The organism is uncultured Mobiluncus sp., from assembly GCF_947254095.1.
Taxonomy (GTDB): Bacteria; Actinomycetota; Actinomycetes; order Actinomycetales; family Actinomycetaceae; genus Mobiluncus.
Genome location: NZ_CAMYBV010000001.1, coordinates 55,003 through 81,693, shown reverse-complemented (window position 1 = coordinate 81,693; position 26,691 = coordinate 55,003). Strand labels below are relative to the sequence as shown.

General features: G+C 56.6%; 15 protein-coding genes. 7 read left to right on the top strand and 8 right to left on the bottom strand.

Annotated elements, in window-relative coordinates:
- Window positions 1–124 precede the first annotated feature (124 nt).
- A complete protein-coding gene (locus tag Q0X47_RS00335) occupies window positions 125–5,224 on the top strand; it encodes a DUF3320 domain-containing protein (RefSeq protein ID WP_297721349.1) in 5,100 nt (1,699 codons plus the stop codon).
- A 65-nt stretch (window positions 5,225–5,289) separates the two neighbouring features.
- Window positions 5,290–6,150, top strand: coding sequence for a hypothetical protein (locus tag Q0X47_RS00330; RefSeq protein WP_297721346.1), 861 nt, complete (start codon window positions 5,290–5,292; stop codon window positions 6,148–6,150).
- An 88-nt stretch (window positions 6,151–6,238) separates the two neighbouring features.
- Here Q0X47_RS00330 and msrB read toward each other — a convergent pair whose 3' ends face one another.
- On the bottom strand, window positions 6,239–6,631 hold the full coding sequence (msrB, locus tag Q0X47_RS00325; protein WP_297721343.1) for a peptide-methionine (R)-S-oxide reductase MsrB: 393 nt from the start codon (window positions 6,629–6,631) through the stop codon (window positions 6,239–6,241).
- Window positions 6,628–9,477, bottom strand: a complete 2,850-nt coding sequence (gene uvrA, locus Q0X47_RS00320; protein ID WP_297721340.1) for an excinuclease ABC subunit UvrA — start codon at window positions 9,475–9,477, stop codon at window positions 6,628–6,630. Before uvrA ends, msrB begins: the two co-directional genes overlap by 4 nt.
- A gap of 81 nt (window positions 9,478–9,558) precedes the next feature.
- Here uvrA and Q0X47_RS00315 point away from each other — a divergent pair, with 81 nt between their 5' ends.
- Both Q0X47_RS00315 and Q0X47_RS00310 read left to right on the top strand, forming a co-directional pair.
- Window positions 9,559–9,843, top strand: coding sequence for a YciI family protein (locus Q0X47_RS00315; protein ID WP_297721338.1), 285 nt, complete (start codon window positions 9,559–9,561; stop codon window positions 9,841–9,843).
- Window positions 9,844–9,877: 34 nt separating this feature from the next.
- Window positions 9,878–10,867 (top strand): bile acid:sodium symporter family protein, encoded by a 990-nt coding sequence (locus tag Q0X47_RS00310; protein WP_297721335.1) that lies wholly within the window; start codon window positions 9,878–9,880, stop codon window positions 10,865–10,867.
- Between the two features lie 4 nt (window positions 10,868–10,871).
- Here the strand turns inward: Q0X47_RS00310 and Q0X47_RS00305 are convergent, their stop codons facing one another.
- The gene (locus Q0X47_RS00305) at window positions 10,872–12,542 is read right to left on the bottom strand and encodes a cell wall-binding repeat-containing protein (RefSeq protein WP_297721332.1); all 1,671 of its coding nucleotides are present in this window, start codon (window positions 12,540–12,542) and stop codon (window positions 10,872–10,874) included.
- A gap of 31 nt (window positions 12,543–12,573) precedes the next feature.
- Window positions 12,574–13,596 carry a TerC/Alx family metal homeostasis membrane protein gene (locus Q0X47_RS00300; protein ID WP_297721329.1) on the bottom strand — a complete coding sequence of 341 codons (1,023 nt, stop codon included), beginning with the start codon at window positions 13,594–13,596 and terminating at the stop codon, window positions 12,574–12,576.
- 287 nt (window positions 13,597–13,883) lie between these two features.
- Between Q0X47_RS00300 and putP the strand changes: the two genes are divergently transcribed.
- On the top strand, window positions 13,884–15,539 hold the full coding sequence (gene putP / locus Q0X47_RS00295; protein ID WP_297721325.1) for a sodium/proline symporter PutP: 1,656 nt from the start codon (window positions 13,884–13,886) through the stop codon (window positions 15,537–15,539).
- Between the two features lie 126 nt (window positions 15,540–15,665).
- Window positions 15,666–19,175, top strand: a complete 3,510-nt coding sequence (locus Q0X47_RS00290) for a bifunctional proline dehydrogenase/L-glutamate gamma-semialdehyde dehydrogenase (RefSeq protein ID WP_297721321.1) — start codon at window positions 15,666–15,668, stop codon at window positions 19,173–19,175.
- 185 nt (window positions 19,176–19,360) lie between these two features.
- On the opposite strand, the gene uvrB is transcribed toward Q0X47_RS00290, so the two are convergent.
- The 4 genes from uvrB to rpsA all read right to left on the bottom strand — a co-directional run bounded on the left by uvrB (window position 19,361) and on the right by rpsA (window position 25,090).
- Window positions 19,361–21,532, bottom strand: coding sequence for an excinuclease ABC subunit UvrB (gene uvrB, locus Q0X47_RS00285; RefSeq protein WP_297721318.1), 2,172 nt, complete (start codon window positions 21,530–21,532; stop codon window positions 19,361–19,363).
- Window positions 21,529–22,224: a dephospho-CoA kinase gene (coaE, locus tag Q0X47_RS00280; RefSeq protein ID WP_297721315.1), complete on the bottom strand. Its 696-nt coding sequence runs from the start codon at window positions 22,222–22,224 to the stop codon at window positions 21,529–21,531. Before coaE ends, uvrB begins: the two co-directional genes overlap by 4 nt.
- A complete protein-coding gene (locus Q0X47_RS00275) occupies window positions 22,217–23,392 on the bottom strand; it encodes a glycerate kinase (protein ID WP_297721312.1) in 1,176 nt (391 codons plus the stop codon). The genes coaE and Q0X47_RS00275 overlap by 8 nt, the downstream gene beginning before the upstream one ends.
- Before the next feature lie 225 nt (window positions 23,393–23,617).
- Entirely contained in the window at window positions 23,618–25,090 is a 1,473-nt protein-coding gene (gene rpsA / locus Q0X47_RS00270) for a 30S ribosomal protein S1 (RefSeq protein ID WP_297721309.1), read from the bottom strand.
- Between the two features lie 285 nt (window positions 25,091–25,375).
- Between rpsA and Q0X47_RS00265 the strand changes: the two genes are divergently transcribed.
- Window positions 25,376–26,638: a dicarboxylate/amino acid:cation symporter gene (locus Q0X47_RS00265; RefSeq protein ID WP_297721550.1), complete on the top strand. Its 1,263-nt coding sequence runs from the start codon at window positions 25,376–25,378 to the stop codon at window positions 26,636–26,638.
- Window positions 26,639–26,691 lie beyond the last annotated feature (53 nt).

Below are 26,691 nucleotides of genomic sequence, written 5' to 3'. Positions count from 1 at the left end.
GCCGCAAAAAAGTTAACCGATTTGTTACCTTTCGGTCTGTCACAAGCTAGAACGGTAATCCAGGCTCTAAAATGGCATTTGCACGTAAGTATTGAGATGGCAATCAGGTCAGAGGGGAAGTACAGTGACGGACGCAGCCTCCCGGGGATGGGCGCTATCTCTGACTGATACACAGGTCGGAGTCACTCCCCTGGCTTCTCCCGCCGCCGCACTAACTTTTCCTTTTTCCACCGATTCCCTGAACGCGACCTATCGCCAGCTGCGCACCGGCGGTATTTTCCCGCTTTCTGCCGCCGATGGGGGCACAGAGGCGCAGCTCACCACCGCCGAACACTGGCATTGGCTCTTGGCAAACCGGCGTGATGGACTGGATTTACAGCTGGCTTTCGGCTTTCTCGCCGCGAATCGTGGCAATCTTCGATTTCCGATTTTTCAGTCCCGCCTGACCCCCGACCTTGACCGTTCGGTGGGCTACTTACGGCTGTCTAAGGACGAAAAACTGCAGCTCAACAGCACGTTGGTACGCCTCTTGCAGCAAAAGTTTCAGATTCCGTCCCGCTGGGTCGGGGCGGGCCGAACCGCCCGCGGCCTCAATCTCGACGCCATTCTCGACGCCTTAGAGCAAGCTCTCCAAGACAGTCCTCTTAGGGCCAAAATGCACCTGGAACGCCAAGCTGCCGTGGGATTGGCTCATCTCAGTTGGTCGCCGGCGCTGTCCGACCTGAAAGCCCACCTTGAGGACTACCGCAGCTCCGCCCTAGTGCAGCGCTATGCCGCCAGCAGCGCCCCCACCCAACTTTCCGCGGATACCGCAGATACTGCTCCCCTGGCTGCAGATATTTTCGCACCGCTAAAAGCCGACCGTAAACAACTGCAGGTGCCGAAATTTTTTGGTCAAGGACACAGCCTCATTCTTTCTGGGGCCCCGGCGACCGGCAAAACCGATGCTGTCGTAAACACCCTGGCACAGTCCCTTGTGCAGCAACACTCCGTGCTTGTGGTGGGCAGCCGTACCAGCCTTAAGCATCTGCGCAGCCGGGTTCGCAAAGCCGGGTTTGAACACGTGTTCCTCACCCTCGACGCGCAAGCCGCCGACCGTGATGAGCGCAGCCGGGCGTTGCTTCGAGCGGCTTGGGATCGGCCGGTCAACGCTGACGCGGGTTACCTCGATTCCTGCCGGGCTTCCCTGAAAACCTTGTCTCAAGATTTGGATCTGTACCTCAACCAGATTCACGAGGTCGGCCCCAACCATGTTTCCGCGTGGCAGGCCTATACCGCGCAAATCATGACCGCCGCTGAGCTGGAGCCCGAGGAACGCGTTTTGGCAGGCCGTCTGGCGGCGGCTCCGAACTTCCCCTACCTGTCTCATGACCGGTCCGCCGCGGTGAAACTTGGTAAAGAACTGGCAAATCTGGATGCCAACTCGGTGAACGGCCTCGGCGCTAATCCCTGGTCCCTGGTCGGCGAGACCGCGCGCAGCGTGGACCGCATGGAACTGAAATTGACGTTGAAAGCCCTGGAACAAGCCATTACCCAAGCCCATCCCGCCGTGCTGGAAATCATGTCTGCCACTTCTGAACTGCAAGCCTGGCCGATTTTTGCCCGCTGGCTCGACTTGCTAGAGATTGGATACGGCAGGGCTCCCGTGGAACTGACCGAAGCGGAACGCCACGCAGTCACTTCTAGCATTGAAACTTTGCAGCAGTCCCTACGAGACTTGTGGGACGAGGCCACTCCCCTGTTGGAAATTGCCGCTCCCGCCTATCGCTCCGGTAAAGACCTGGATTTGTTAATGGATGCCCGCCACGCGGAAGCCTCCGGTGGTTTTACCCGTAACAGTCGTCGCAAGGCCGTGTTGGCGCAGTTACAGCCCTACCTCAACGGGCCGGTCACCCCCAACAAGGTAGCGGACCTGTTGGAGGACCTCAACGCCCTACGAATGCGCGCCGAAGCCTTGGGCTCACAAATTAGCGCCAACCCCGTGCTGGGACTGAATGATTTTGATGCCCTGACTGACGACGCCCGCGAAAAATTCTCAAATCACGCTGACACGGTGCTCAGCGCCATTGAATTGAGCCGGTATCTGCCCAACCGCCGATCAGATTTGGAGTCTTTAATGCCGCTGGCTCGCCAGGGCGGGCATCTAGGTCAGCAGGTACGGGCCATCTCCGAGGCTTTTGCTGACGTTTTGCAGTCTTTGCAGGTTTCCAGCCCGGATTTGGAAGCCTGGTCACAAGGCCTGCCGCCCCTGGGTCGTTACCTGCAGGTTCGTAAGGTCTGGGGGACGTCTCTCAGCTCTGAGGACTCGACGTTAGACGATATTTTGGCATTCCGCGCGCTGACCCCCCAGCTGAGAGCCTTGGGCCTGGATGACCTGGTCGGTTGGGTGGCCGAAGGTAAGCTCAGCGGAATGGCGATTCAAGGAGTGCTGGAACACGCCCTGTCTGTCGCAGCGGTACGGGAGCGCCAGCGGGCTTTGGTGCAGCAGGGGTTCGAGCCCGAGACCCACGCAGCTCAGGTGGAACGCCTATCGCTGAACTGCACAGAAACCCGCCGCGAAATCGTCAATCAGGTTATTGCCGCTGCCGGCGGGTTCGCACAGCGAGCCGATAAACAGATTCTGCGCCGTTTCGGGGCACGGTTGCGTGACAAGGACTTTTCCATCCGCCAGGCCTTACATGATGATTTGGAAGGGGTTCTGACCCGCACTCCGATTGTGGGTCTGACCCCGCTCGAAGTCATCACCCATTTGCCTGATTTTGCCGAAGAAACCGCCCGTTTTGATGCCCTGGTCATTTTGGATGCAGCCGAGCTGCCATCCGGTGCCGTGGTGAAGGCCCTGGCCGGAGCCACTCAAGCCATTTTTGTGGCGACCCTGCCCGCCACCGCGAGTTTTGCAAAAGGCCGGGCGCGCAGCGTTTACGAAGCCGCCAAGTCGGCGGGTTTCCCCGAATACGAATTAACTGCTCGCTACGGACAGGATTTGACCTCCACCCCCGGTCACTTGGCACGGCTGTTGAGACCCGGCAAATTGGACACGTGGCCGGTGGCGCAGGTTCAGGCCCACCCGGTTTCAATCCTGGAGTTCCCCGCGGTGCATCGCCCCCTGCCTCTGGACCTCGCCAGTGAAAATCCTGGCTGGAGCGGTCTTGGCGCCGACTATGTGTGGTTTGAAAAGGCCGGAAACCTGTTGATGAATCTGTGCCTAAAGAATCGCGGTAAATCCATCACGGCACTGACTTGGACGTCTGAGCTGGCGGGGGGAATCCGCTGGTATCTCGATGAAGCTAACCGCCAGGGTGAAATCAATCTGATGAATCTTCGGGTCACTCACCTCGGTGCCGCCACAGCCGCATTCCCCAATGCGATTTCCACCGCACCGGGGCTCGGCGGAGGTTATAACGATGGTGAAGGTCAAGCTCCCTGCGATTTATTGGTGTGTTTCCTGGGTTCCACGGCTCAGCCGGAACCAATAAAGACATCTCTCGGTCGGGATTTGTCCCTGGCTTGGACTCAGGCTTTGTTGCAAACTAACGGTCAGGTGCTGTTTGTGGTGAACCGCGACCTTGACCAGAGTGAGCTGCCCGCCTTGCTGCAAGATGTGTTGAATACTCCAGGAACCGAACGTGATACTTCCCCCGTTTCGGCGGTGCGAGATTATCTGGCCAAGCTGCTGGGACATGCCGGGCTGGAAGTTCGCACCAATTTGGGGCCGGCCCCGTTGCGCCTGGATTTGGCGGTTCGCGGCGACGCGGGGGCGCCTTGGCTGGGTCTGATTTTGGACAGCCCCGAACAGCTACAGGTGCGTTCCGCCTGGGATCGAGAAGTCGGTATTCCCCAGTATCTGCTGGAACATTGCGGTTTCGGCGCTATCGAACACGTGTATTTGACTCAGCTGATGGAAAACACTGATGAGGTGACCCGCCGTCTCGTTTCCATAGCCCTGGATTTGGCGTTCCCCGGTGACGTGACGGACGGTTCGGTGGCGAGCGACGATCGCTACACTTCACCCTCGCGTATCGCGGCGGCCCAAAATAACCGCGGTGACGAGCCTTGGGAAGTTCCCGATGAAGACGCGTGGGATTTGCCCTTGCCACTGCGCGAGGCGTTGGCGCGACTTCAAGCCAACAAACCAACCGTCGCCCCCGCACCGACGGAATCCCCGGCAGAAACTGCGACCCTACCTCGTGAACCTCAGCCGGAACCTTCTGCCCCCACCCCGCCTCCGGCTACACAGCCCTCAGCCCGTATCGAGGACCTTCCCCCGGCGGCGCAACGGAAAACCAGTTCGACACTGCCGGTCATCGCCGATATGCCCCCCGATGCCTTTACGCACCTGAATCGCAGGGAACTCACCGAAACTCGTGACGCCCCGACCTTGGGAGACCAACTGGGAGTGCAAGAAACCGACCTTTTCATGGAATTAGCCCACAGTTCCGGGCCGGACGCGAAACTCGGCAAGATTTCTAAGCCCGGTCTGGGCGCGTTCTCGCCTCTTTTTGCGCCGGAGGTACCCAAGGATAGTTCAGAAAAATCGGCTGTCGTGTCGGCTAGTGCGCCACCGCTAAAGAACCCCGTGCCCCCACCCTCCGCGCCGGCCGTTTCCGAACCGACAACGCCGAGTTTTACTGCGCAAATTCCAGCCAACACCGGTGCTAAATCGGTTCCGCAACCGTTCGTACCCCGCGGCAAACCCTTGCAAAACCGGGGTTCCAAGGAAGTTCTCGATGATTTACAGGACCCCGCTAACGCTGCCGCCGTGGCGGACGCGTTGTCACAAGTGCTCTACACAGAAGGTCCGATTGGCGCGCCCCGGCTGGCTAAACTCGTCGCCGATGCGTTTGGCATGCAGCGGCTACACTCGAAACGCCGCCAACGAATTTTGGAATTGCTGGATTCCGAAGTTCATCAAACAGTCACGAAATTCGGTACCTTTGTCTGGCCTGCCGGAACTTCAGCTCAGGAGTTCACCGTTTTTAGAACCGGATCGATTTATGGGCAACGCGCCCTGGTAGACATCTGCGATGAAGAGTTCAATAACGCATTGACTTGGGTTATTGACACGCAACAGCCTCTTGAAGACGAAACCTCAGAAGCGGTGGCGCGTGTGTTGGATCTGACTCCGGCTCGCACCGATATTCGTCAACGTATGCAAGCCGGTCTGAAATCTTTGGAGCAGGCCGGTCGTCTGCGGCGTCAAGCGGGTCACCTGTATCTGCAATAATTTGCAAATGTTGAAACGTTGTCGCCTCTCAGGGTTTAATGGCGGTAAGTGATTGGAGCTCACAGATGTCAAAACAGAAAAAAGGATCATCTAAGCCGAATCTGACGGTGTCCAAACCCGGCAGTCGTTCCGGCACCATTCTGGCTATTGTGCTGGTGGCTGTCGTGCTGGCACTGATTATCGTGTTTGTTAAGATTGCTAGCACAAAGCACGAAATGACTGCTCAGCCCACAGACACAATCGCTGGAACTCAAGCGATGATTGGTTTTGCTGAACCTCAAACCTATGCAGCCGGACGGGGAATCTGGCTCAAGGGCGGCAAAGTCTTGACTAACGATGAAATCACCGCCGAATCGAAAAAAGGCACCAAGGTCCTGGAACTGTACTTCGACTACTTGTGCAACATCTGTAATGACTTCGAAGACCAGCTCAACAACGGTAAACAGCTCAATGACTTGGTCGAGGGCGGTAAGGCCATTGTCGTGCTGCGCCCGACCTTGACTCATGCTCAGCAGCTGAAGTTCCCCAACATTGCTTATTCCGCTAATAACCTCATGTATTGGACGGCAGAAAATCAGCCCGACAAGCTATGGGAGCTCAGTAAGGACTTGACCAAGTTCGCGATGGACAACTACAAGTCCGCCGATTACGAAAAGAACCAGAACAATACCGAATGGGCGCAGACTATCCGCGAACCTGATGCCGAGCTAGCTAAAATCGCTGGTGAACACGGTATTGATTACAGTTCTGTTCCCCCGGCGACGGAGCAATCCGGACTGATGCCAATTAATATTTTGGCTGAGCAGCGTCTGACGAGCCTCGGGCGGGAAAATGCCGGAACTCCCCTCTACATTGCCAACGGTCACCCCGTTGACATGAGCGGAATCGGGAAAGACGACAAGCTGCTAGAGAAAGCTACCCTCTAGAAGCCAGTCTTTAGGCCTGGTATAGCGCTCATTGCGGCATTTTGGGCGGGCGCGACGATACGCCACACCAGCAGGCGTAAATCGGGGTCTATTCCTGGGGTCGAAAACTCAGGGCCACCGAATTCATGCAAAACCGGTTGCCAGTCGGCGTTTGGGGCGCGTCAGGAAACACGTGTCCCAAATGGGAGCCGCAGTTTGCGCAGCGAACTTCGGTGCGAATCATGCCGTGAGAGGTATCGGTGACTTCGCGCACCGCGCCGGGTTTTGCCTCGAAGAAACTCGGCCATCCGCACCCGGAATCAAACTTTGTGTCGGCATCGAACAGCGGCTCCCTGCACGCCCCACAACTGTAGAGGCCGGCGCGTGTTTCATAGAGCAGTTCTCCGGTGCCCGGTCGCTCCGTAGCGGCTTGCCGCAATACTGCATAAGCGCGGGGGCTCAGCCGTTCTTTCCATTCCTCGTCGCTCAGATCTACGGTCATTTTTTGCCTTTCGGTTTCAGAATAGTTGCCAGGTACTGACCGGTAAAAGAACCGGGTACTTTCGCCACGGCCTCAGGAGTGCCCTCAGCCACGACCGTGCCGCCACCCTTACCGCCTTCCGGACCGAGGTCGATAACCCAGTCGGCGCACTTGATGACATCGAGGTTATGCTCGATAGCCACAACCGTGTTGCCTTTCTCGACCAGTCCCTGCAGGATGGACATGAGTTTGCGAATATCGTCGACGTGCAGTCCGGTGGTCGGCTCGTCAAGCACATAGATGGCGCGGCCATTCGTGCGTTTATGCAGTTCACTTGCCAGTTTGACCCGTTGGGCTTCCCCACCGGACAACGTGGTGGCGCTCTGGCCGAGTTTCACGTATCCCAAGCCGACCGCGGTCAAAGTGTCCAGGTAGCGAGACACGCCGGGGATAGCGGAAAAGAACTCGGCGGCCTGAGAAATCGGCATGTCCAGGACATCGCGCACATTTTTGCCGTGATAATACACCTCCAAAGTCTCCCGGTTATAGCGTGCTCCGCCGCAAACCTCACAGGGTACATAGACGTCGGGCAGGAAGTTCATCTCGATTTTCAGGGTGCCGTCGCCTCGGCAGGCTTCACAGCGCCCGCCTTTGACGTTAAAGGAAAACCGTCCCGGTCCATACCCGCGAATCCGCGCTTCTTCAGTCTGTGCGAACAGTTTCCGTATCGCGTCCCAAACTCCGGTATAGGTTGCTGGATTCGAGCGTGGTGTGCGGCCGATAGGCGATTGGTCCACGTGAATAATCTTGTCCAGCAGGGAGGTACCGTCAATCTGCTTGTGACGTCCCGGCACCGTGTGAGCTCGGTTCAAATCCCGAGCCAACGCCTGATACAGAATGGAATTGACCAGGGTCGATTTTCCAGACCCCGATACTCCGGTGACGGCGATGAGGCACCCCAAGGGGAACGACACATCGATGTTTTGCAGGTTATTTTCTCGCGCTCCCCGCACCGTCAAAATACGGTCCGGGTCAGGTTTGCGGCGTTGACGCGGGATTTCGATAGATTTTCGTCCGGCCAAATAGTCCGCGGTTAGCGAGGACTGATTTTTCAACAAATCCTCCACCGTCCCAGAATGAACGATTTGCCCGCCGGCCTCCCCCGCTCCGGGACCGATGTCTACCACCCAGTCCGCTGATCGGATAGTGTCCTCATCGTGTTCCACCACAATGAGAGTGTTGCCCAAGTCTCGCAGACCTTTCAAGGTATCGATGAGACGCTGATTATCGCGCTGGTGCAGACCGATGGAGGGCTCGTCCAACACATAGAGCACGCCAACCAGTCCGGATCCAATTTGGGTAGCTAAACGAATGCGCTGTGCCTCGCCCCCGGAGAGGGTATTTGCTGCTCGCGACAGCGTCAGGTAGTTCAACCCCACGTCAATGAGGAATGACAGCCTGGCCCGCACTTCTTGCAAAATCGGCGAAGCGATTTTAGCTTTCATACCAGATAAAGGAATATCTTTTAAATAGGATTGAACTTCGTCGATGGCTAAATCGGTGAGCTCGGAGATATTAAGTTTCCCGATACGGACCGCTAAAACTTCCGGTTTCAAGCGCCGCCCCTGACACGTCGGACAGGGCACCTCCCGCATATAACCTTCGTATTTTGCTTTGGAAAAATCAGAGTCAGTTTCATCGTAACGACGCTGAATATAGTTCGCGGCACCCTCAAAACCCGTGGTATAGACCCGTTCGCGCCCCCATCGGTTGCGATACTTTACCCGTACCTTATAGTTCTTGCCCCACATCAGGTAGTCGCGCACCTGCTCGGACAGATCCTTCCACGGAGTGTCGAGGTCGAACCCGACCTCGTCCCCCAGGCCTTTTAAGATACGCTGCATAGTATCTTTGGAACTGGTCCAAGGGCTGACGGCACCTTCGCGTAGGGTCAAATCGGGGTTCGGCACCACCAGCTCAGGATCAATGACCAGCCGAGAACCAATCCCGGAACAATCGGGACACGCTCCGTAAGGCGCGTTAAAGGAAAACGTGCGCGGTTCGATTTCTTCCAGAGCCAGCGGGTGATTATTCGGACAGGCACGTTTTTCCGAAAAGCGACGGCTACGTTCGGGATCATCCGGGTCGCGGTCGACGAAATCCACCACTACCAGCCCTTCTGCCAGCCCCAGAGCAGTCTCGATAGAATCCGCCACCCGTGAACGCGAGCCCTCCCGGATAACCACCCGGTCAACAGACACCGAAATATCGTGTTTCAGCTGTTTTTCGAGGGTCGGGGGTTCTTCCAGGCGATGATTCTCACCGTCCACCCGCATCCGGGTAAAGCCTTTGGCGGCCAGCTGCGCAAACAGTTCCGAGTACTCGCCTTTACGTCCGCGGACCACCGGAGCCAAAACCTCTAACCGCGTCCCTTCCCCCAAAGTAAACAGCCAGTTCACGATCTGTTCGGCGGACTGGGCCGTAATTTCCTCACCGCACACAGGACAGTACTGGGTACCGGCCCGCGCAAACAGCAGGCGCAAATAGTCGTAAATCTCGGTAATGGTGCCCACCGTAGAGCGCGGGTTGTGAGAGGTGGACTTTTGGTCAATCGATACTGCAGGAGACAGCCCCTCAATGAAGTCCACCACGGGTTTATCCATTCGCCCCAAGAACTGCCGAGCATAGGAGGACAGAGATTCCACGTAACGCCGCTGCCCTTCGGCAAAAATCGTGTCAAAAGCCAACGACGACTTGCCAGAGCCAGACAACCCAGTGAACACCACCAAGGCATTTCGCGGGAGTGTAACGTTGACAGCCTTGAGGTTATGTTCACGCGCTCCGTGGACTTTCAAAGTTTCATGCACCTGTTCAGTTTAATGCCCAAGTGTGTTTCTGACGATTCGGGTCGGTTTTCGTTGTGCGTGGAGCGCGCCTAGAATCGACCTATGAGTAAAGTCGTCGTTATCTACCACTATGACCCCACCCGGGAAGCCGACCGGGCCACGATTCGCCCCGAGCATCTGGCTTACTTGGGGAACTTGGAAAAATCCGGGAAACTTCAGGCCGCTGGTGCCTGGATGAACGAAACCGAAAAACCCGGCGCGCTGATACTGATGAACGTCGAGACCACAGAGGAAGCGTTGACGTATCTGAAACACGATCCGAACCAGGTTCACGGCATAGTGCAGGAAATCGAGACGCATCAGTGGGGACCAGCTATCGGTTCCTAACTGCTGAATCTCCATAGCTGGCTGGCGCGGTTCCATGTCTTTCATTCGTTGGTTCTTTACCTACGTAGACTGGTTTGTTTTTACCCTGTTGTTGATTATGATTGCGGGGATTTTTATCCCTCTGCCCGCCGCGGTTGTGACCTTCGTGGGTGCCGTCAGCCACTACGCCATCGCCGTGCTGTTCTTTGTTTACGGAGCGCGCCTGAAAACCGCCGAGGTCATGGGTGGACTAAAGAACTACCGCTTGCAGCTGGTCATCTTGGCCTCCACTTTTGTGCTCTATCCCCTGCTGGGAATGTTGAACTATCAAGTTTCCGGCTGGTTCCTGGGGTCGAGTTTCGCTCTGGGGATGTATTACACCTGTCTGTTGCCTTCCACGGTGCAATCCTCTATCGGTTTTACGTCCATCGCCGGGGGCAATGTCGCCGGAGCGGTCACGGCCGCCACCATCTCTAACTTGGTCGGGACCTTCGCGACTCCCCTGCTGGTTCTGTTGCTGCTGGGCAAGGCCGGTACCGTCTCGCTAGCTACGTTGCGCGACATCGCCGTGTTGATTCTGTTGCCTTTCGTGCTGGGCCAGCTCAGCGGACGATGGACCCGCACCTGGTTGAACGCTCACCCCATCATCACGAAAACCGTCGATAAGGGCACGATTTACCTGGTGGTTGTCTCGGCGGTATCCAGCGCGAAGCTGCACGGCTTGTGGGACAGCGTCGGAGTTTTAGACTTCGTGCTGATAGGAGCTGATGCCTTGGTCATAGTCGGTATCATGCTCATCTTGACCTGGTTCGGGTGGGGCAAACTCTGCGCCTTGAATCGTGCCGACCGGATTGCCGCCATGATGTGTGGCTCAAAAAAATCTCTCGCTACGGGTCTGCCGATGGCTATGATTATTTTTCCGACTTCCCTGTTCGGTGCCGTCGCGGTGCCCATTATGTTGCTGCATTTAGAGCAACTCATCATGTGTTCGGTCATAGCCTCGCAGCTGGGACGCAGTGCCGGTTCCCGGAAAGCAGATTTCTGAAAACCTAGCCTCGAACCGCCCAGGCCGCCGCTTCGCTGACAGCTCCCGGCCCTCCGATGACGACTGAAGAAGCGCGGTTGGGCAGTTGTGCCAATCGGGCTGCTGTTGGCGCGGAGAGATAACCGGGGTGGGTCAGCAGCAGGCAGGCGTTGCGGTGCGCGGCTAAAGCTGCCCCGGCCAGCCCATCGGGGAAGTTCACTCCGCTGGCGATAACTGCGGAAGAGGCGCCGGGTGCAAAGGCTTGGGCCACAAACTGAGCAGTTTGATAACGATCCAAGCCTTGAATGGGTTGCGACTTGTAGCCTGCTAATCCGGCCTGATTCCACGCCCGCACTGCCGGTCCACCGATGGGAAATATACTTGCACCCGACTGCGTTTGGTGAGCTTGGATAAACTCCGCAGTTTCCGGCGGAAGGGAAGCTCCGGCGTTCAACACCACTACGCCGTAAATAAAAGCCGCGCCTGCCCCCGCGCTCAGTGCGTCAGGAAATGAAAGTCCGTCCGCAATCAAAATTGGTGTCTGGGTGATTCCCCTCTGGTTCCATTCCGCAATAGTTTGGGCGGCGACCGCTGCGGCGGTGCCGTAGCGATTCATGCCGTAGATGCGGCTCACCTGGACCCCACGTGCTTGTAGAGCCCCCAGCGTGGCGGGGTCAAAAGCGACCTGGCCACCCACCAATCGCACGTCGCGAATTCCCCTGGCTTGGATTTCGGCAACCGTGCCAGGTTCCACAAAAGGACCGTTAGACAGCACCAGCGGAGCGCCCAGCGCCGCGGCTAAAGGACCGGCACTCAAGGCATCGGGAGCCGCTTTACCGGTAGCGATGACCAGGGACGAACTGGTGAACCCACCCTGGCGCCAAGCTTGTAAAGATGTCTCTACACGATTGCTGCCGGCAATTCTTCCTGGTGCTGCACCAGGTTTAGGCTGCGGATTCGGCTGCGGGGAGGGCACTGCCCCCGTGGTGCCCTCAATGCTGGAAACCCCGATAGTTTCGAAAATCCAATTTGCGAAAGAAGAGCTCGGCACGTATTTGTAGTCTTCGAACCGCAAGTGTCCTCGCGGTGTTTGCACCGCAGCCGACAGCACCCCGTAGAGTTTTCCGCCGCTAATGAGAGGCCCGCCGGAATCACCGACCTCCGAATAGTTACCTCGCGCAGAGCGGGCATAGAGATAGCCGTCTTCGAGGGTACCGAGCGCAGATAGCTGAGTCGTCTTAAGATTCAATCCCGTGCCAAAACCGTAGGCTTCACCAGCCTCTCCGGCAGTGAGGTTTTGGCTGGTGAAAGGCAGCACGGCTCTGCCGGGTGAATCTAAACGCACCAGAGCCACGTCATAATAGGGATGCGCGACGACACGTGTTACCGCAGAAGGAAAGTTTCGATTGATGCTCGCACCGATGGACGCATAGGCGTATTCCAGGTTGGCATTTGTGACGCAATGCGCGGCTGTGAGTACCCAGTTTGAGGAGACAAAGGAGCCGCTGCATTCCATCCAGCCATCGTCAGATGTGCTGGAAATCCGTAATGCGACTGCCCAGCCGGTCTCGCTTGAATCCGTCAGAGTACCGCCCTCGATGGCGTATGCAGAAGTTTCACTGCCCACAGCCAGGCCGAGGGTTGCCCCCAAGATGGTGAAAAGGGCGATAAACCTGGAGATAAGACGTCGACTCACGTATCAATTCATCGGCGAAACTTAACAAAATTTAGGCTTCTGGACGCTTCGTGGCAGTTCCGTCCGATTGTTTCCGTTCCCGGTATCGGCTGACCAGCAGAGAAACCACCGTGGTAATAATCAATACCCCGACGATATAGCCTAGAGAAACCGGAATGGTCGCTTCGGGCAGTCCCGTAAAGGGCTGGCCGCCGTTGATGAACGGAATTTCGTTCGTGCTCAAAGCGTGCACGATAAGTTTGCCCCCGATGAAGGCCAATATGGCGGCTAAACCGTAGTGCAAGAAAATCAGGCGTTCCATCAGACTTTCAATCAGGAAGTACAACTGCCGCAGGCCCATCAGCGCGAAAGCGTTGGCGGCGAACACGATGAAAGCTTCCTTAGTTAGACCGAAAATCGCGGGAATGGAGTCTACCGCAAACATCACGTCTGCCGTACCCACCGCCACAACGACCAACAGAAAGGGCGTAATGTGACGTTTGCCATCAATCTTGGCAAAGTATTGATGCCCCACGTAATCGGGCGTGACCGGGAAAATCCGGCGAACCGAGAAAACGAAAAAGTTTTCCTTGTACTCTTCCTCTTCCTCGGAGCCGGCGCTGCCTTCGCGAACCTGTTGAAAAGCTGTGAAAAGCAGAAACAACCCGAAGATATAAAAAATCCAGCTGAAATGTTCGATGAGGGCGGCTCCCAAGAGGATGAAAATCAGACGGAACACCAACGCCAAAGTGATGCCGACCGCGATGATTTTTTGCTGGACCTCACGCGGGGCTTTAAAAGCAGAAATAATGATGACGAATACGAACAGATTATCCAGTGACAGCGACCACTCAGTGACCCAACCGGCGAAGTATTGTCCGCCCAAGTCCCAGCCCAAAGTTAGGCCGATGACCAGCCCTGCCACCACCGCTATGGAAATGTAGATGGCAGTCCACGCCGCAGACTCCTTTATGGAAGGGAAGTGATCTTTGCGAACGTGGGCGAAAAAATCAAAGGTCAAGATACCGATAATAACGACAAACAGAATTATCCAGGCCAGCAAGGGAATATGCATACGTAAACGTTCCTCCGGTACGAAAATAGTTCGGCACCGAAGGTCTCTCCCCGCCTGATGTTTCACAGGCCGATGGCACCGAGTTTCGCGGTTTCGCGGCCGAAGCAGCGGACGGCTTCACTGTGATGACGATGCCCTCAGTTAGTGGGAATACTCCCCCTCGTACCTGCGATTCTATCAGGTGCGGGACACGTTTCTTAAATATGGGACTTAAGTACTATGATGGCGCTTGTTGAAGTATACGACCCGCATTGTTGCCGGTCTAATAATTTTCAGAAAGGTTCAATATGTGCATAACTACAGTTGTACCCGCAGGAGCCGCTGGAACCACGGCTAACCCCGCAGGCATCGCCATCGCGATGATTATCTATTTCGTAGCCATGATCATGATTGGTATCTATGGCTATACCCGTTCCAAGAGCTTGGACGACTATATGCTGGGCGGGCGTGACCTGCCCCCCTTCGTAGCCGCCCTTTCCGCCGGTGCGGCCGACATGTCCGGCTGGTTGATGATGGGGCTGCCCGGCGCCATGTACCTCAGCGGGATTTTCAACGGCTGGATTGCGATTGGTTTGACCGTCGGGGCCTGGATTAACTGGCTTGTCACGGCGCCGCGTTTGCGCGCTTACACGGAAGTCGCCGGCGACTCGATTACTGTCCCGTCGTTCTTTTCCAACCGTACTCACGATAAGTCAAAGATTATCCGCTACGTAGCAGGCATTATTATCGTGGTGTTCTTTACCCTGTATGTGTCCTCCGGCATGGTGGCCGGCGGTACTTTCTTCCATTCGACCTTTGGATGGGACTACCACGTTGGCATGGTTTTCGTGGCCGGCATCGTAATTCTTTACACCCTGGTCGGCGGATTCCTGGCCGTGTCTTGGACAGATATGGTGCAAGGTCTCATCATGATGGTGGCCTTGATAGCGGTGCCAATTATGGGCCTTGTGGTGATTGGCGGATTCGGTGGTGTCGCCGAGGGCCTGTCGACCACTGGCGACAACTCCCTGTTGAACCCCATGGGCACCGGACTTGACGCCGTAGGGTGGATGGACTGGATTTCCAATGTGGCATGGGGCTTTGGTTACTTCGGAATGCCCCACATTATTGTGCGTTTCATGGCGTTGCGTTCCCCGTGCCAAGCCACTCCCGCCCGGCGTTTCTGGCTGGGTTGGATGGTGTTCTGCCTGCTCGGCACCGGTATGACCGCTATTATCGGCCGTGCCATGAGCGAAAAGGGCATTATTACAGATTTGATGCCGAAAGAGGGCATGGAGGGCAACCCCCAAGAGACCGTGTTCCTGGTTATGGGTACCAAACTGTTCCCGGCCATTCTGGCTGGCTTCATGCTGGCCGCTATCCTGGCCGCGATTATGTCCACCGTATCCTCACAACTGTTGGTGACTTCTTCAGCCATGGTGGAGGACATCTATCACGGGGCCACTAAGAAAGAACTTAGCGATTACAAGGGCGTGCTGTTGGGGCGTATCACGGTTCTGTTGGTGTCCGTGGTGGCGGCTCTGCTGGCCATAGATCCGTCGAACTCCGTACTGGGACTGGTGTCCTTCGCTTGGGCAGGTTTCGGTGCTGCCTTTGGCCCCATCGTCATCCTGTCGCTGTATTGGAAGCGACTGACCTGGCAAGGTGCGGCTTCCGGCATGGCCGTGGGCGCCGTGGTGGCGGTGCTGTGGAACAAGGCTTTCAACAACGGCGATGCCTCGTGGATTGTTTATACGCACCTGTACGAAATCGTGCCTGGATTCCTGCTGTGCCTGCTGGTGGCTTGGCTGGTTTCCAAAGCGACTTGGCGCGATGACCCCCAGATTCTTGAGGAGTTCGAACGTGCGGTGGCCATCGCTAAGGGACAGCCCGATCCGAAGGGTCTGATTAAGACTCTCGAGGAAAAACAGTCTGAATCTGCGGCAGAGAAACAGAATTCCTGATTTCTCACCAAAATAGACAGTTAAAGACTCTGCAAAATGTGTCAGTAAATGATAGGTAAAAGGTGACGGAATTGCTCTGGTGAGCAACGAGTACCCCGAGCGAAAACACAACCCAAAGGAGACAAGTTGAAACCGCTCAATGAACAAGAATTAGCTGAACTGAGGGAAGTCGGTCAGCTGGCTGTAAAACGAGCTCAGAAGTGGATTGAGGCCTCAAAAAAATACCCGGTCGATTACGCTTCTAAGCTGTTGTCACGCACTTTAAAGGACCCGCGTGGCCTGGACTTTACCGTGGCTTTTGTCGATGAAGTCGTGCGTCCGGAGGACATCAAGATTGCCGGCGAAAACCTGGCAGCTTTGGTGAAGGAAAATAAGCCGTCTTTCCTGCCTCCTTACCTCAAGTTGCCGGCTGTGTACGGCGGGGCTTTGGGTTCGGTCATTCCCGATATTGCGGTTCCGGCGGCCCGGCGTGTGTTCCGTGAACTTGTGGGCGACTTGGCGATTGACGTGACCAACAAGTCCTTGGGGCGGGCTATCGCGAAACTGCGCGCGGACGGGTCTCGGCTGAACATGAACCTTTTGGGTGAAGCTGTGCTGGGCAACAAGGAAGCCTCCCGACGCTTGAGTGACGTGGTGGAACTGCTGCAACGTGACGACGTGGACTACGTGTCTATCAAAGTTTCTGCGGTAACCGGCCCGCACATCGCTTGGGACTACCAAAAGATGGTGGCTTACGCGGTCGAGAACCTGGTGCCGCTGTATCGGGAAGCCAACAAGTTCAGCCCCAAGAAGTTCATTAACTTGGACATGGAGGAATACCACGACCTGCACATGACCATCGATGTGTTCAAGCAGTTGCTGGACCGCGAGGAATTCAGGGATCTGGAGGCCGGTATTGTGCTTCAGGCCTACCTGCCGGATTCGCTGGGAGCTATGCAAGACTTGCAGGCTTGGGCGGCGAAACGTGTCGAGAGCGGTGGAGCGCGGGTCAAGGTACGCGTGGTCAAAGGCGCAAACCTGTCCATGGAACACGTCGATGCCATGATGCACGGCTGGCCGATGACCCCGCAGCCCTCGAAACAGCATACCGACGCAAACTACATGCGCATCCTCAACTACGCATTGACTCCTGAACACACCAAGAACATCCGTATCGGCGTGGCTGGCATGAACGTGTTTACCGCCGGTTTCGCATACGAGTTGGCGAACAAGCGCGGGGTGTTCCAGTCTCACGGCTGCGAGTTTGAGATGCTGACGGGCATGAACAGCTCCATGGCTCGCGCGGTCATGGAAGACACCGGCCCGCTGCTGTACTACGTTCCGGTGGTTCACCCCGAGGAGTTCGACGTTGCCATCAGCTACCTGGTGCGTCGTCTGGAAGAAATCGCCGCGGAAGAAAACTTCATGAGCGCGGCTTTTGAGCTGACCACGAACCAGGCTATGTACGAACGCGAACGCAACCGCTTCGAGAAAGCCATTTCTATGGTCAACGACCTGGAGTTCGGGCCGCGCCGCCATCAGGACCGCAATAACGAAACCGACGAGGAACTGTCCAAACTTGTCCAGGACGACTCCGGTAAGTGGACGTTCCGCAACGTGCCGGATTCCGATCCTTCCTTGCCAGCTAACGTGGCGTGGGGCGAGGCGATTGCCGCCAAGATGCAGGATTCTCAGATTGGTCAGGATACCGTCGATGCCTCCAAGATTAACAACGAAGACGAATTGCAGGCCGTACTGAAGCGCGCTGAGGAAGGTGGCGCAAAGTGGTGGGCACTCAGCCCGGAGGAACGCGGCGAAATCCTGCACCGCGCCGGTGTCATCATGAGCCAACATCGCGCCGAGTTTATCGAAGTGATGGGTTCCGAGGCCGGGAAAGCCATCGACCAGGGCGACGTGGAAGTTTCCGAGGCCGTTGATTACGCTCACTACTACGCCGAAGAAGCTGTGGCGATGTCTCAGGTGGCTGGCGCCAAGTTCACTCCCGCCAAGATTACCGTGGTGACGCCGCCGTGGAACTTCCCGGTGGCGATTCCCGGTGGTTCGACCATTGCCGGTTTGGCGGCAGGTTCTCCGGTTATTCTGAAGCCGGCCTCCCCCGCTCGCCGCTGCGGGGCGTTACTCGCAGAATGCCTGTGGGAAGCGGGCGTTCCCAAGGACGTGTTGCAGCTGGTGACGCTGGCCAACCACGACTTGGGCAAGATTCTGGTCACCGATCCGCGGGTGGAACGCGTCATTCTGACCGGTGGTATCGAAACCGCGCAAATGTTCCGCTCCTGGCGTCCCGACTTGGGTCTGCTGGCTGAGACTTCCGGCAAGAACGCCATCATCGTCACCCCTTCGGCTGACCTCGACTTGGCGGTAAAGGACGTTGTCACCAGTGCGTTCGGTCACGCGGGGCAAAAGTGTTCGGCTGCGTCTTTGGTCATTTTGGTGGGCACGGTTGGTACCTCCAAACGTTTCCACAACCAGTTGATTGACGCGGTGCAGTCGCTGAAAGTTGGTTACCCGTGGGATTTGGGTATTCAGATGGGGCCTGTTGTGGAGAAGCCCGGCGAAAAGCTGCTGCGCGGTTTGACCCAGTTGGAGCCTGGTCAGAGCTGGGCGGTGAAGCCGAAGGAACTTGACGATTCCGGTCGGCTGTGGAGCCCGGGCGTGCGCGCCAATGTGAAACCCGGCAGCGAATACCACATGACCGAGTACTTCGGCCCGATTTTGGGTGTGATGCGCTGCGACACTTTGGAAGAAGCCGTCGAGTTGCAAAACCAGGTCGAATACGGCTTGACCGGTGGTATTCACTCCCTGAATCCGGACGAAATCAAGTATTGGCTGGATCATGTTCAGGTCGGTAACGCTTACATCAACCGTGGTATTACCGGTGCAATCGTGCGGCGTCAGCCGTTCGGCGGCTGGAAGCGTTCCGTAGTGGGAGCCGGTTCCAAGGCTGGTGGCCCCTCCTACCTGTACGCTTTGGGCGAATGGAGCCCGGACGACGCGACCTTGAGCGACATTTCTGGTTCAGCCTCCGGAACTTTGGCGCGGGAATTGACTGCGCTGGCAGATGAAATCGGAGACCAGGACAAACTTGAGAAGTCGTTGGCTGGCGATGAAACCGCTTATGCTCAGGATTTCCAGGTTAATCGCGATCCGTCCCAGCTTGGTGTGGAACGCAACATCTTCCGCTGCCTACCGGTTCCGGTGGTCGTGCGGATCGGTGAAAACGTCAAGAACTGGGAGATTGCCCACGTGTTGCACTCTGGCTTGCTGGTCGGTTCCAAGATTACGGTTTCTACCGTCAAGCCGTTGACCTCCGGCCTGGCTGGTTTTGCCTCCAAGCACGGTGTCAGTGTGATGGTCCAAGATGAAGCCGCCTGGTTGAACTGGGCACGCAGTTGGGCCGCTCACGATGCCGGCTTTGACGGGCGGATTCGTATCATCGGTGAAAGCCGTACCAAGGTCTCCGAAGCTATCGATGGTTCTGTTGATGTTGCCATCTGGGATCACCCGGTCACCTATTCCGGTCGGGTCGAAATGATCCCGTTCCTCCACGAACAGGCGGTTGCTTTGACGAACCACCGCTTTGGCGATCCCACGCCGATTACCAAGGGAATCCTTGAGGACCACGTGGTGGATTACTAATCCACCCTGCGGGCTTTGAACTCATAACTTAATACATCCGGTGGCTGCTGAAAACCAGCAGCCACCGGTGTTTTTAGTTCATTTGCAAACTTAGACTCCGCAGACCCGAGCGCGTCAAAGTCGGCGAAACCAAGCCAACCCAGCCGCCCTTGTGCATACTTTAAACCAAAACACGACCCGAAACGCTAGTTGCCCAAGGCTTTCCCGCGGCGGATTTCTTTCTTTAGGTCAGCGATTTCATCGCGCAGCCGAGCTGCCAGCTCAAACCGCAGCTCGCTGGCGGCCGTGTGCATCTGTTCGGTCAGTTCCGTGACCAGCGAAACCAAGTCCACGGTATCGTCGGGTGCGCCGGCCTGAGCTGACTGGTCCTCTGCCGCATTGGCTCGCGCTCGACTGATGACCTCCAGAGCCGCGCGGGCTGCCGCCGCGTCCTGAGCCGCGCTGCGGTCTGCGGCAGAAGGCTTTTGATCAGGCTGACGATACCCGGTTCCCAGCAATTCAGCCGTATCGATGTCCTCGCGTGCCAACATATCGGTCACGTCAGAGATTTTTTTGCGCAGCGGCTGCGGATCGATACCGTGAGCTTCGTTATAGGCAATCTGCTTTTGGCGGCGCCGCTCAGTTTCGTCGATGGCTTCGCGCATCGCGTCGGAAACCGCGTCAGCGTACATATGAACTTCCCCGTGTACATTACGGGCGGCGCGCCCAATCGTTTGAATCAGCGACTTTGCGGAACGCAAGAAACCTTGCTTGTCGGCATCCAAAATCGAAACCAGCGACACTTCGGGCAAATCCAACCCCTCGCGCAGCAAGTTGATACCCACCAACACGTCGAACTCACCTTGACGCAAGGAACGCAGCAGCTCCACCCGGCGCAGCGTGTCTACGTCCGAGTGCAGGTATTCCACCCTGATTCCGCGCTGAGCCAGGTATTTGGTCAAGTCCTCTGCCATGCGTTTGGTCAAAGTAGTCACCAGTACCCGCTCATCCGCTTCGGTGCGCAGGCGAATCTGCTCCATCAGGTCGTCAATCTGACCCTCCACCGGTTTCACCACAATCTTGGGGTCGACCAGGCCGGTGGGGCGGATAATTTGTTCCACTACCCCATCGCTGAGACCCAGTTCATAGTCCCCCGGTGTCGCGGACAGATACACTGTTTGTCCGATACGGTCTTGGAATTCCTCCCACTTCAGAGGACGATTATCCATCGCGGAAGGCAACCGGAACCCAAAGTCCACCAGCGTGCGTTTGCGCGACATGTCGCCTTCAAACATCCCCCCAATCTGGGGCACCGTGACGTGAGACTCGTCAATGACCAGCAGGAAATCCTCCGGGAAGTAATCCAGCAGGGTGTGCGGCGGCTCGCCGGGCTGCCGTCCGTCAATATGCAGGGAATAATTCTCAATGCCCGCACACATCCCAATCTGGCGCAGCATCTCCAAGTCGTAGGTGGTGCGCATCCTGAGACGCTGTTCTTCCAACAGTTTGCCCTGGTCATGAAACCACTTGCAGCGTTCCTCTAGTTCGCGCTCGATTCCGGCCAAAGCGCGTTCCATGCGTTCGGGACCGGCGACGTAGTGCGAGGCGGGGAACACATAGATTTCGTTCACTTCGTGCAAGGTAGCCCCGGTCACGGGGTGCAGCAAAGCCAGGGCGTCAATCTCGTCGCCGAACATTTCCACCCGCACCCCAAGCTCTTCATACATGGGAATGATGTCGATGGTATCCCCGCGCACCCGAAAATTGCCGCGCGTAAAATCCACGTCATTGCGGTTGTACTGCATCTGCACGAATCGTTTAATAAGGTCTTGACGTCCAATCTGCATCCCCCGAGTCAAGTGAATGCCGCGCGACACGTACTCTTCCGGTGTGCCCAAACCATAGATGCATGACACCGAGGAAACGACCACCACGTCACGGCGTGTCAGCAGGGAGTTTGTGGCCGAGTGCCGCAGACGTTCCACTTCATCGTTGATAGAGGAATCCTTTTCGATGTAGGTATCGGTTTGCGGCACGTAGGCTTCGGGCTGGTAGTAGTCGTAGTACGACACGAAGTATTCCACGGCGTTCTTTGGCAATAGTTCACGGAACTCGGCGGTCAGCTGGGCCGCTAACGTTTTATTCGGTTCCAGCACAAGGGTGGGGCGCTGCAGTTTTTCGATGAGCCAAGCCGTGGTGGCGGTCTTCCCCGTGCCGGTCGCCCCCAACAGCACGACATCCTTTTCACCGGCATTGATTCTCTCAGCGAGCTCTGCGATGGCTTCCGGCTGGTCACCGGAGGGGGTATATTCGCTGACGACTTCCAGCGGAATCGGATTTTCCACCAAGTCGCGAGGTAGCGCCTTTTTTTCAGTCATAGTCCCAGTGTAGGCAAAGACGAGCCGCCGTGCTCTGCAAAGTCTGAAAGCTCCGGCACCGGGCGGGCAGACAGATTCTTCCACAGCGCTGACGCGTCCGCTTCCAGATCCTCGCGCGTACCGCAGTTATCCACCCAAAAGGTCGCGATGGCCTTCCGCTGGTCACGGCTGGCTTGCGCGTCAATCCGCTCGCGAGCCTGCGCCTCGGTCAGTTGACGGTCTTGGGTGAGGCGCGCGAGGCGCACTTCCAGGGGGGCATCCACCATGACACAGCAGTCAAAACGGGTGTGATTACCAGTTTCGGTCAACAGAGGAATCTCTGCCACCAGCACGTCTTCCGTCCCTAAGTCAGCCAACACCCGGTCCATTTCCTGCCAGACGAGAGGGTGCAAGATGCCTTCCAGGCGGGCTTTCGCGGCGGGGTCAGAAAAAATGAGCTGCGCCAGGGCGGTCCGATTAAGCTGTCCCTCCGGTTCCCACACCACCTCGCCGAAAGCCTCTCGGATCTGTGCCGTGGCGCTCCCTTGCGGACCGGTGGCGGCGCGTAACACCTCATCCGCGTCAAAGCGAACCCCGCCGAGAGCTGCCAAACAATCGGTGAACTCCGTCTTTCCCGAACCGATGCCGCCGCTGATAGCAACTTTTAACGCGCGATTATCCGGAACGGAGAACGTACGCAGCTGTTTAATCATCAAGTGCTTTCAGCAAAATGTCGCTAATGGCAGGATTTGCCCCCACCGTCATCAGCTGCAAAGTCAAAGTCACCGCGTCTTCCAACATGATGGATGCTTTTTCGATAGCGACTTTTTCGCCTGTCATAGCCTGGTGCATGATGGGAATAATCGCGGTGAATCCGTCCTGCAGCAAAATCTCATGTCCCAAGCCCAGGCGCGCGGTAAACGCTAAGGCGGGGATACCGTGTTGGCGAGCTAGCTGGGCCACACCCCAGGGCGTCTTGCCGCGTTGGGTTTGTCGGTCGAGTTGCCCTTCACCGGTCAGCACCAGGTCAGCGCCTTCCATAGCTGCATTCAGATTCGTCGCTTCAGCCACGACCTCGAAACCGCGACGATTTTCCGCGCCCAAAGCCAGGAAAGCGGCTCCCATGCCTCCAGCAGCACCGGCACCTTCTACGTCTGCCACTTTGACACCGGAGGTTTCCTCTAACAGTCGGCCCCAGTTCTTGAGGCAACGGTCGAGCTTACCCAACTGCAACGGTTTAGCGCCTTTTTGCGGCCCAAACGAGGCCGAAGCCCCGCTTGGGCCAGTCAGAGGGTTACGCACATCGTTTGCGGCGACAATCTTAACTTTGCTCAAACGCGGATCCAGCCCCGACAAATCCAACCGAGCGGCGTTAGCCAACACATGAACTTTCGGTTCGAGCTCGTGACCGGCCTCGTCAAACAGTTTTGCACCGAGATTGTGCATCATGCCCCAGCCGCCATCATTGGTCGCGGAACCGCCCAAACCGACCACTATAGTCTCGGGCTCCAATTCCAAGGCGGCTTTCAGCAACATCCCCACGCCTTCGGTGTTGGATTCCATGATGTTGCGTTCCAGCATGGAAATGTACATAATCCCGCAGGCCTCAGCGGTGTCCAAGACGACCATTCGCCGCGCTGGAATCCAAGTAAATTCGCCCTGCCGTTCACGGCCCAAGGCGTCTACGGTCTGAGCAGTTTTCACTTCGCCGCCATAAGCATTGAGCATGACTGCGGCCGTGCCTTCCCCGCCGTCTGCCACCGGCACCGCGACCGTCTCGGTGTCAGGGAAAATGGCCTCAACGCCGCGTTTCATGGCAGCTACCGCTTCCTCGGCAGATAAAGAACCCTTAAATGAATCCGGGGCAATGACAATTTTCACGACAGTTACCTCTCTGTGCTGAACTCAACATTGTGGCGGTGCTGAACAGGTCTCAACCGGTTATCAAAAAACCGCAATCTTTTTCAGCTTAAGCCACCCCGCGGGGAAATGTGGCCAAATGCCGGTGCAAAAATCGAGCATAAAAGTGATGCGGAAACCCAATCGTTTCCGCATCACTATTGAAATTATTGCCGGCCTGACAGCCGCGCCGAGGCTTACGAGGTTTTACTCTCCAGCCAGCTTGTCGCGCAGCGCCGCCAAAGCCTCGTCATCGGCCAAGGTACCAGAGGTATCGGCTTCTTCCTCGGTGGTGGAGCTGTAAGAAGTCTGTTCAGCTACGCCTTGAGCGATAGCGGCTTCCTTGTCGGCTTCCTGAGCGACCTTGACCTGTTCCTTGTGGGCTTCAAAACGAGCCTGAGCCGCAGCGTAGGAGGCCTCCCAAGCAGCGCGCTGTTCCTCGTAGCCATCCATCCACTCGTTCGTTTCCGGATCGAAGCCTTCGGGGTACTTGTAGTTGCCCTCCGCGTCGTATTCGGCAGACATACCGTAAAGCGAAGGATCAAAGTCATCAGAGCTTACGTCCAGCCCCTCGTTGGCCTGCTTCAAGGACAGCGAGATACGGCGGCGTTCGAGGTCAATATCGATAACCTTGACAAAGATTTCATCACCAATCTTGGCGACCTGTTCGGGAACCTCCACGTGACGAGTGGCCAACTCGGAGACGTGCACCAAGCCCTCGATACCATCTTCGACCCGGACAAACACACCGAAAGGCACCAACTTGGTGACCTTACCCGGAACGATTTGACCGATCTTGTGAGTACGAGCGAAAGTCTGCCACGGATCTTCCTGAGTAGCCTTCAAGGACAGGGACACGCGTTCACGATCAAAGTCAACGTCGAGAACTTCCACGGTGACTTCCTGGCCGACCTGAACTACCTCGGAGGGGTGATCAATGTGCTTCCAGGACAGCTCGGACACGTGCACCAGGCCGTCCACCCCGCCCAAATCGACGAACGCGCCGAAGTTGACGATGGAGGACACCACGCCCTTGCGAACCTGACCCTTTTGCAAGGTAGACAGGAACGTAGTGCGCACCTCGGACTGAGTCTGTTCCAAGAAAGCACGACGGGACAAAACCACGTTGTTGCGGTTCTTGTCCAGTTCGATAATCTTGGTTTCCAGCTGGCGGCCAATGTAAGGCTGCAGGTCGCGGACACGGCGCATCTCCACCAGGGAGGCCGGCAGGAATCCGCGCAGGCCGATGTCAATAATCAAACCGCCCTTGACAACCTCGATAACGGTGCCGTTGACGACCCCGTCTTCCTGCTTCACCTTTTCGATATCGCCCCAAGCGCGTTCGTACTGAGCGCGCTTCTTGGACAGCAGCAAGCGGCCTTCTTTGTCTTCCTTTTGGAGGACCAGAGCTTCGATTTCGTCACCAACTTTGACTTCCGCGTCGGGGTCCACATCATGCTTAATGGACAGTTCGCGGGAAAGAATAACGCCTTCGGTTTTGTAACCGATATCGAGCAAAACTTCGTCGCGATCAACTTTCACGACGGTTCCGGAGACAAGATCACCATCGTTGAAGTACTTGATGGTCTTGTCGATTTCTTTGATGAGGTCCTCGGTCGAGCCGATGTCGTTAATGGCAACCTGAGGAACAGTAGTAGGGACATTAGTAGTATTGGACATTTAGTTGGTGACTCCAAGGTCAGGTAGTAGGAATAATTACCGATGCTGTCTCGCTCTCAGACGGCTAAAAAGCCACCATAAAGCGATAAAACACCAAGCATCTATCTTACTGGATAGCGCTGGCCTATCCAAATTAAAACCGAAATAGACCCCAGAATTTACTTTCCGAGACTCCCCGGCATGCACTGCGGCTAAAAGCGGGTTTTTCGCGGGGCCAGCCACGGTTAGCAGGCGGGAGGTGATCAGATGAAAAGAGCGTGTAAAAAGTATGGTTTAATGCAGGGCATGGAGTCTATAGTGAATTTTTTCAAAAAGGGTGGCATCTTGCTCTGGGTTGTCATCGCGATTGTCCTGGGCATTATTTTTGGGCTTTTCGTTCCCAAGCCCGTCGTTGTGGGTTTCGCCACTTTCAATTCTTTGTTTGGCCAGTTCCTGAACTTCTGTATCCCACTGATTATTATCGGGCTGGTGACCCCCGCTATTGCTGACCTCGGTTCCGGTTCAGCGAAGTGGCTGGGATTGACCGCTTTGGTCGCCTACATCTCGACGATGTATTCCGGGTTCCTGACCTACGGCATTTCCGAGAGCGTGTTGCCGAACTTCTTGCGCAAGGGTTCCCTGGCTTCCGTTGCAGATCCGTCAGCGTCCAGTATTGCCCCAGCGGTGACTTTGGAGATTCCCGCCCCGATTTCCGTGCTGGGCGCGCTCATTTTGTCGTTCATCATGGGCATCGGCTTGTCCATGGTGTCCCGCGGCACATTGCGGCGTGCTTTCGTAGAGTTCCGCGCCATCATCATCAAGTTGATTGAAAAAGTTATCATTCCTCTGCTGCCGATTCACATCTTCGGCATCTTCCTCAACATGACCAAGACCGGTGAGGTTTACAACGTCATCGCCGTGCTGGCGGTCGTGGTCATCCTGGTCTTGGTGTTGGAGGTCATTATCCTAGTCACCCTGTACCTGGTCGGCGGTTTGGCTTTCGGAGTCAATCCTTTCAAGGCTCTGTTGACGATGCTGCCCGCCTACGCGACCGCTTTGGGGACGTCTTCGTCCGCGGCCACGATTCCGGTGACCTTGCGTCAAGTCAAGAAGATTGGGGTTCCCGACCCGGTCGCTTCGTTCACGGTACCGCTGTGCGCCACGATTCACTTGGCGGGGTCGACCTCGAAGATTACTGCATTCGCGTTGGCTATCATTATGACCTCCGATATTAAGGTCAGTGTCGCCCAGTTCGTCGGGTTCATCTTTATGTTGGGCGTCACCATGGTGGCAGCTCCTGGCGTTCCCGGCGGCGCTATTATGGCGGCGACTGGAATCTTGTCCTCCATGCTGGGATTCAACGATGCACAAGTTGCGTTGATGATTGCTTCTTACATCGCCCTCGATCCGTTTGGGACAGCTACGAACGTGACCGGCGATGGTGCTATCGCTATGCTAATGGCGCGGTTCTCGAGCGGCAAGATTGACGACAACGACAAAGAAATCGCCCAGAGCTTTGCCGGTGAAAACAACTTCGACACCGATAAGTACCTCGAAGATGTAAAGTAACCGATTCCAACTTACCGCGGACCGGTACCGGATCTCCCGGTGCCGGTTCCTGG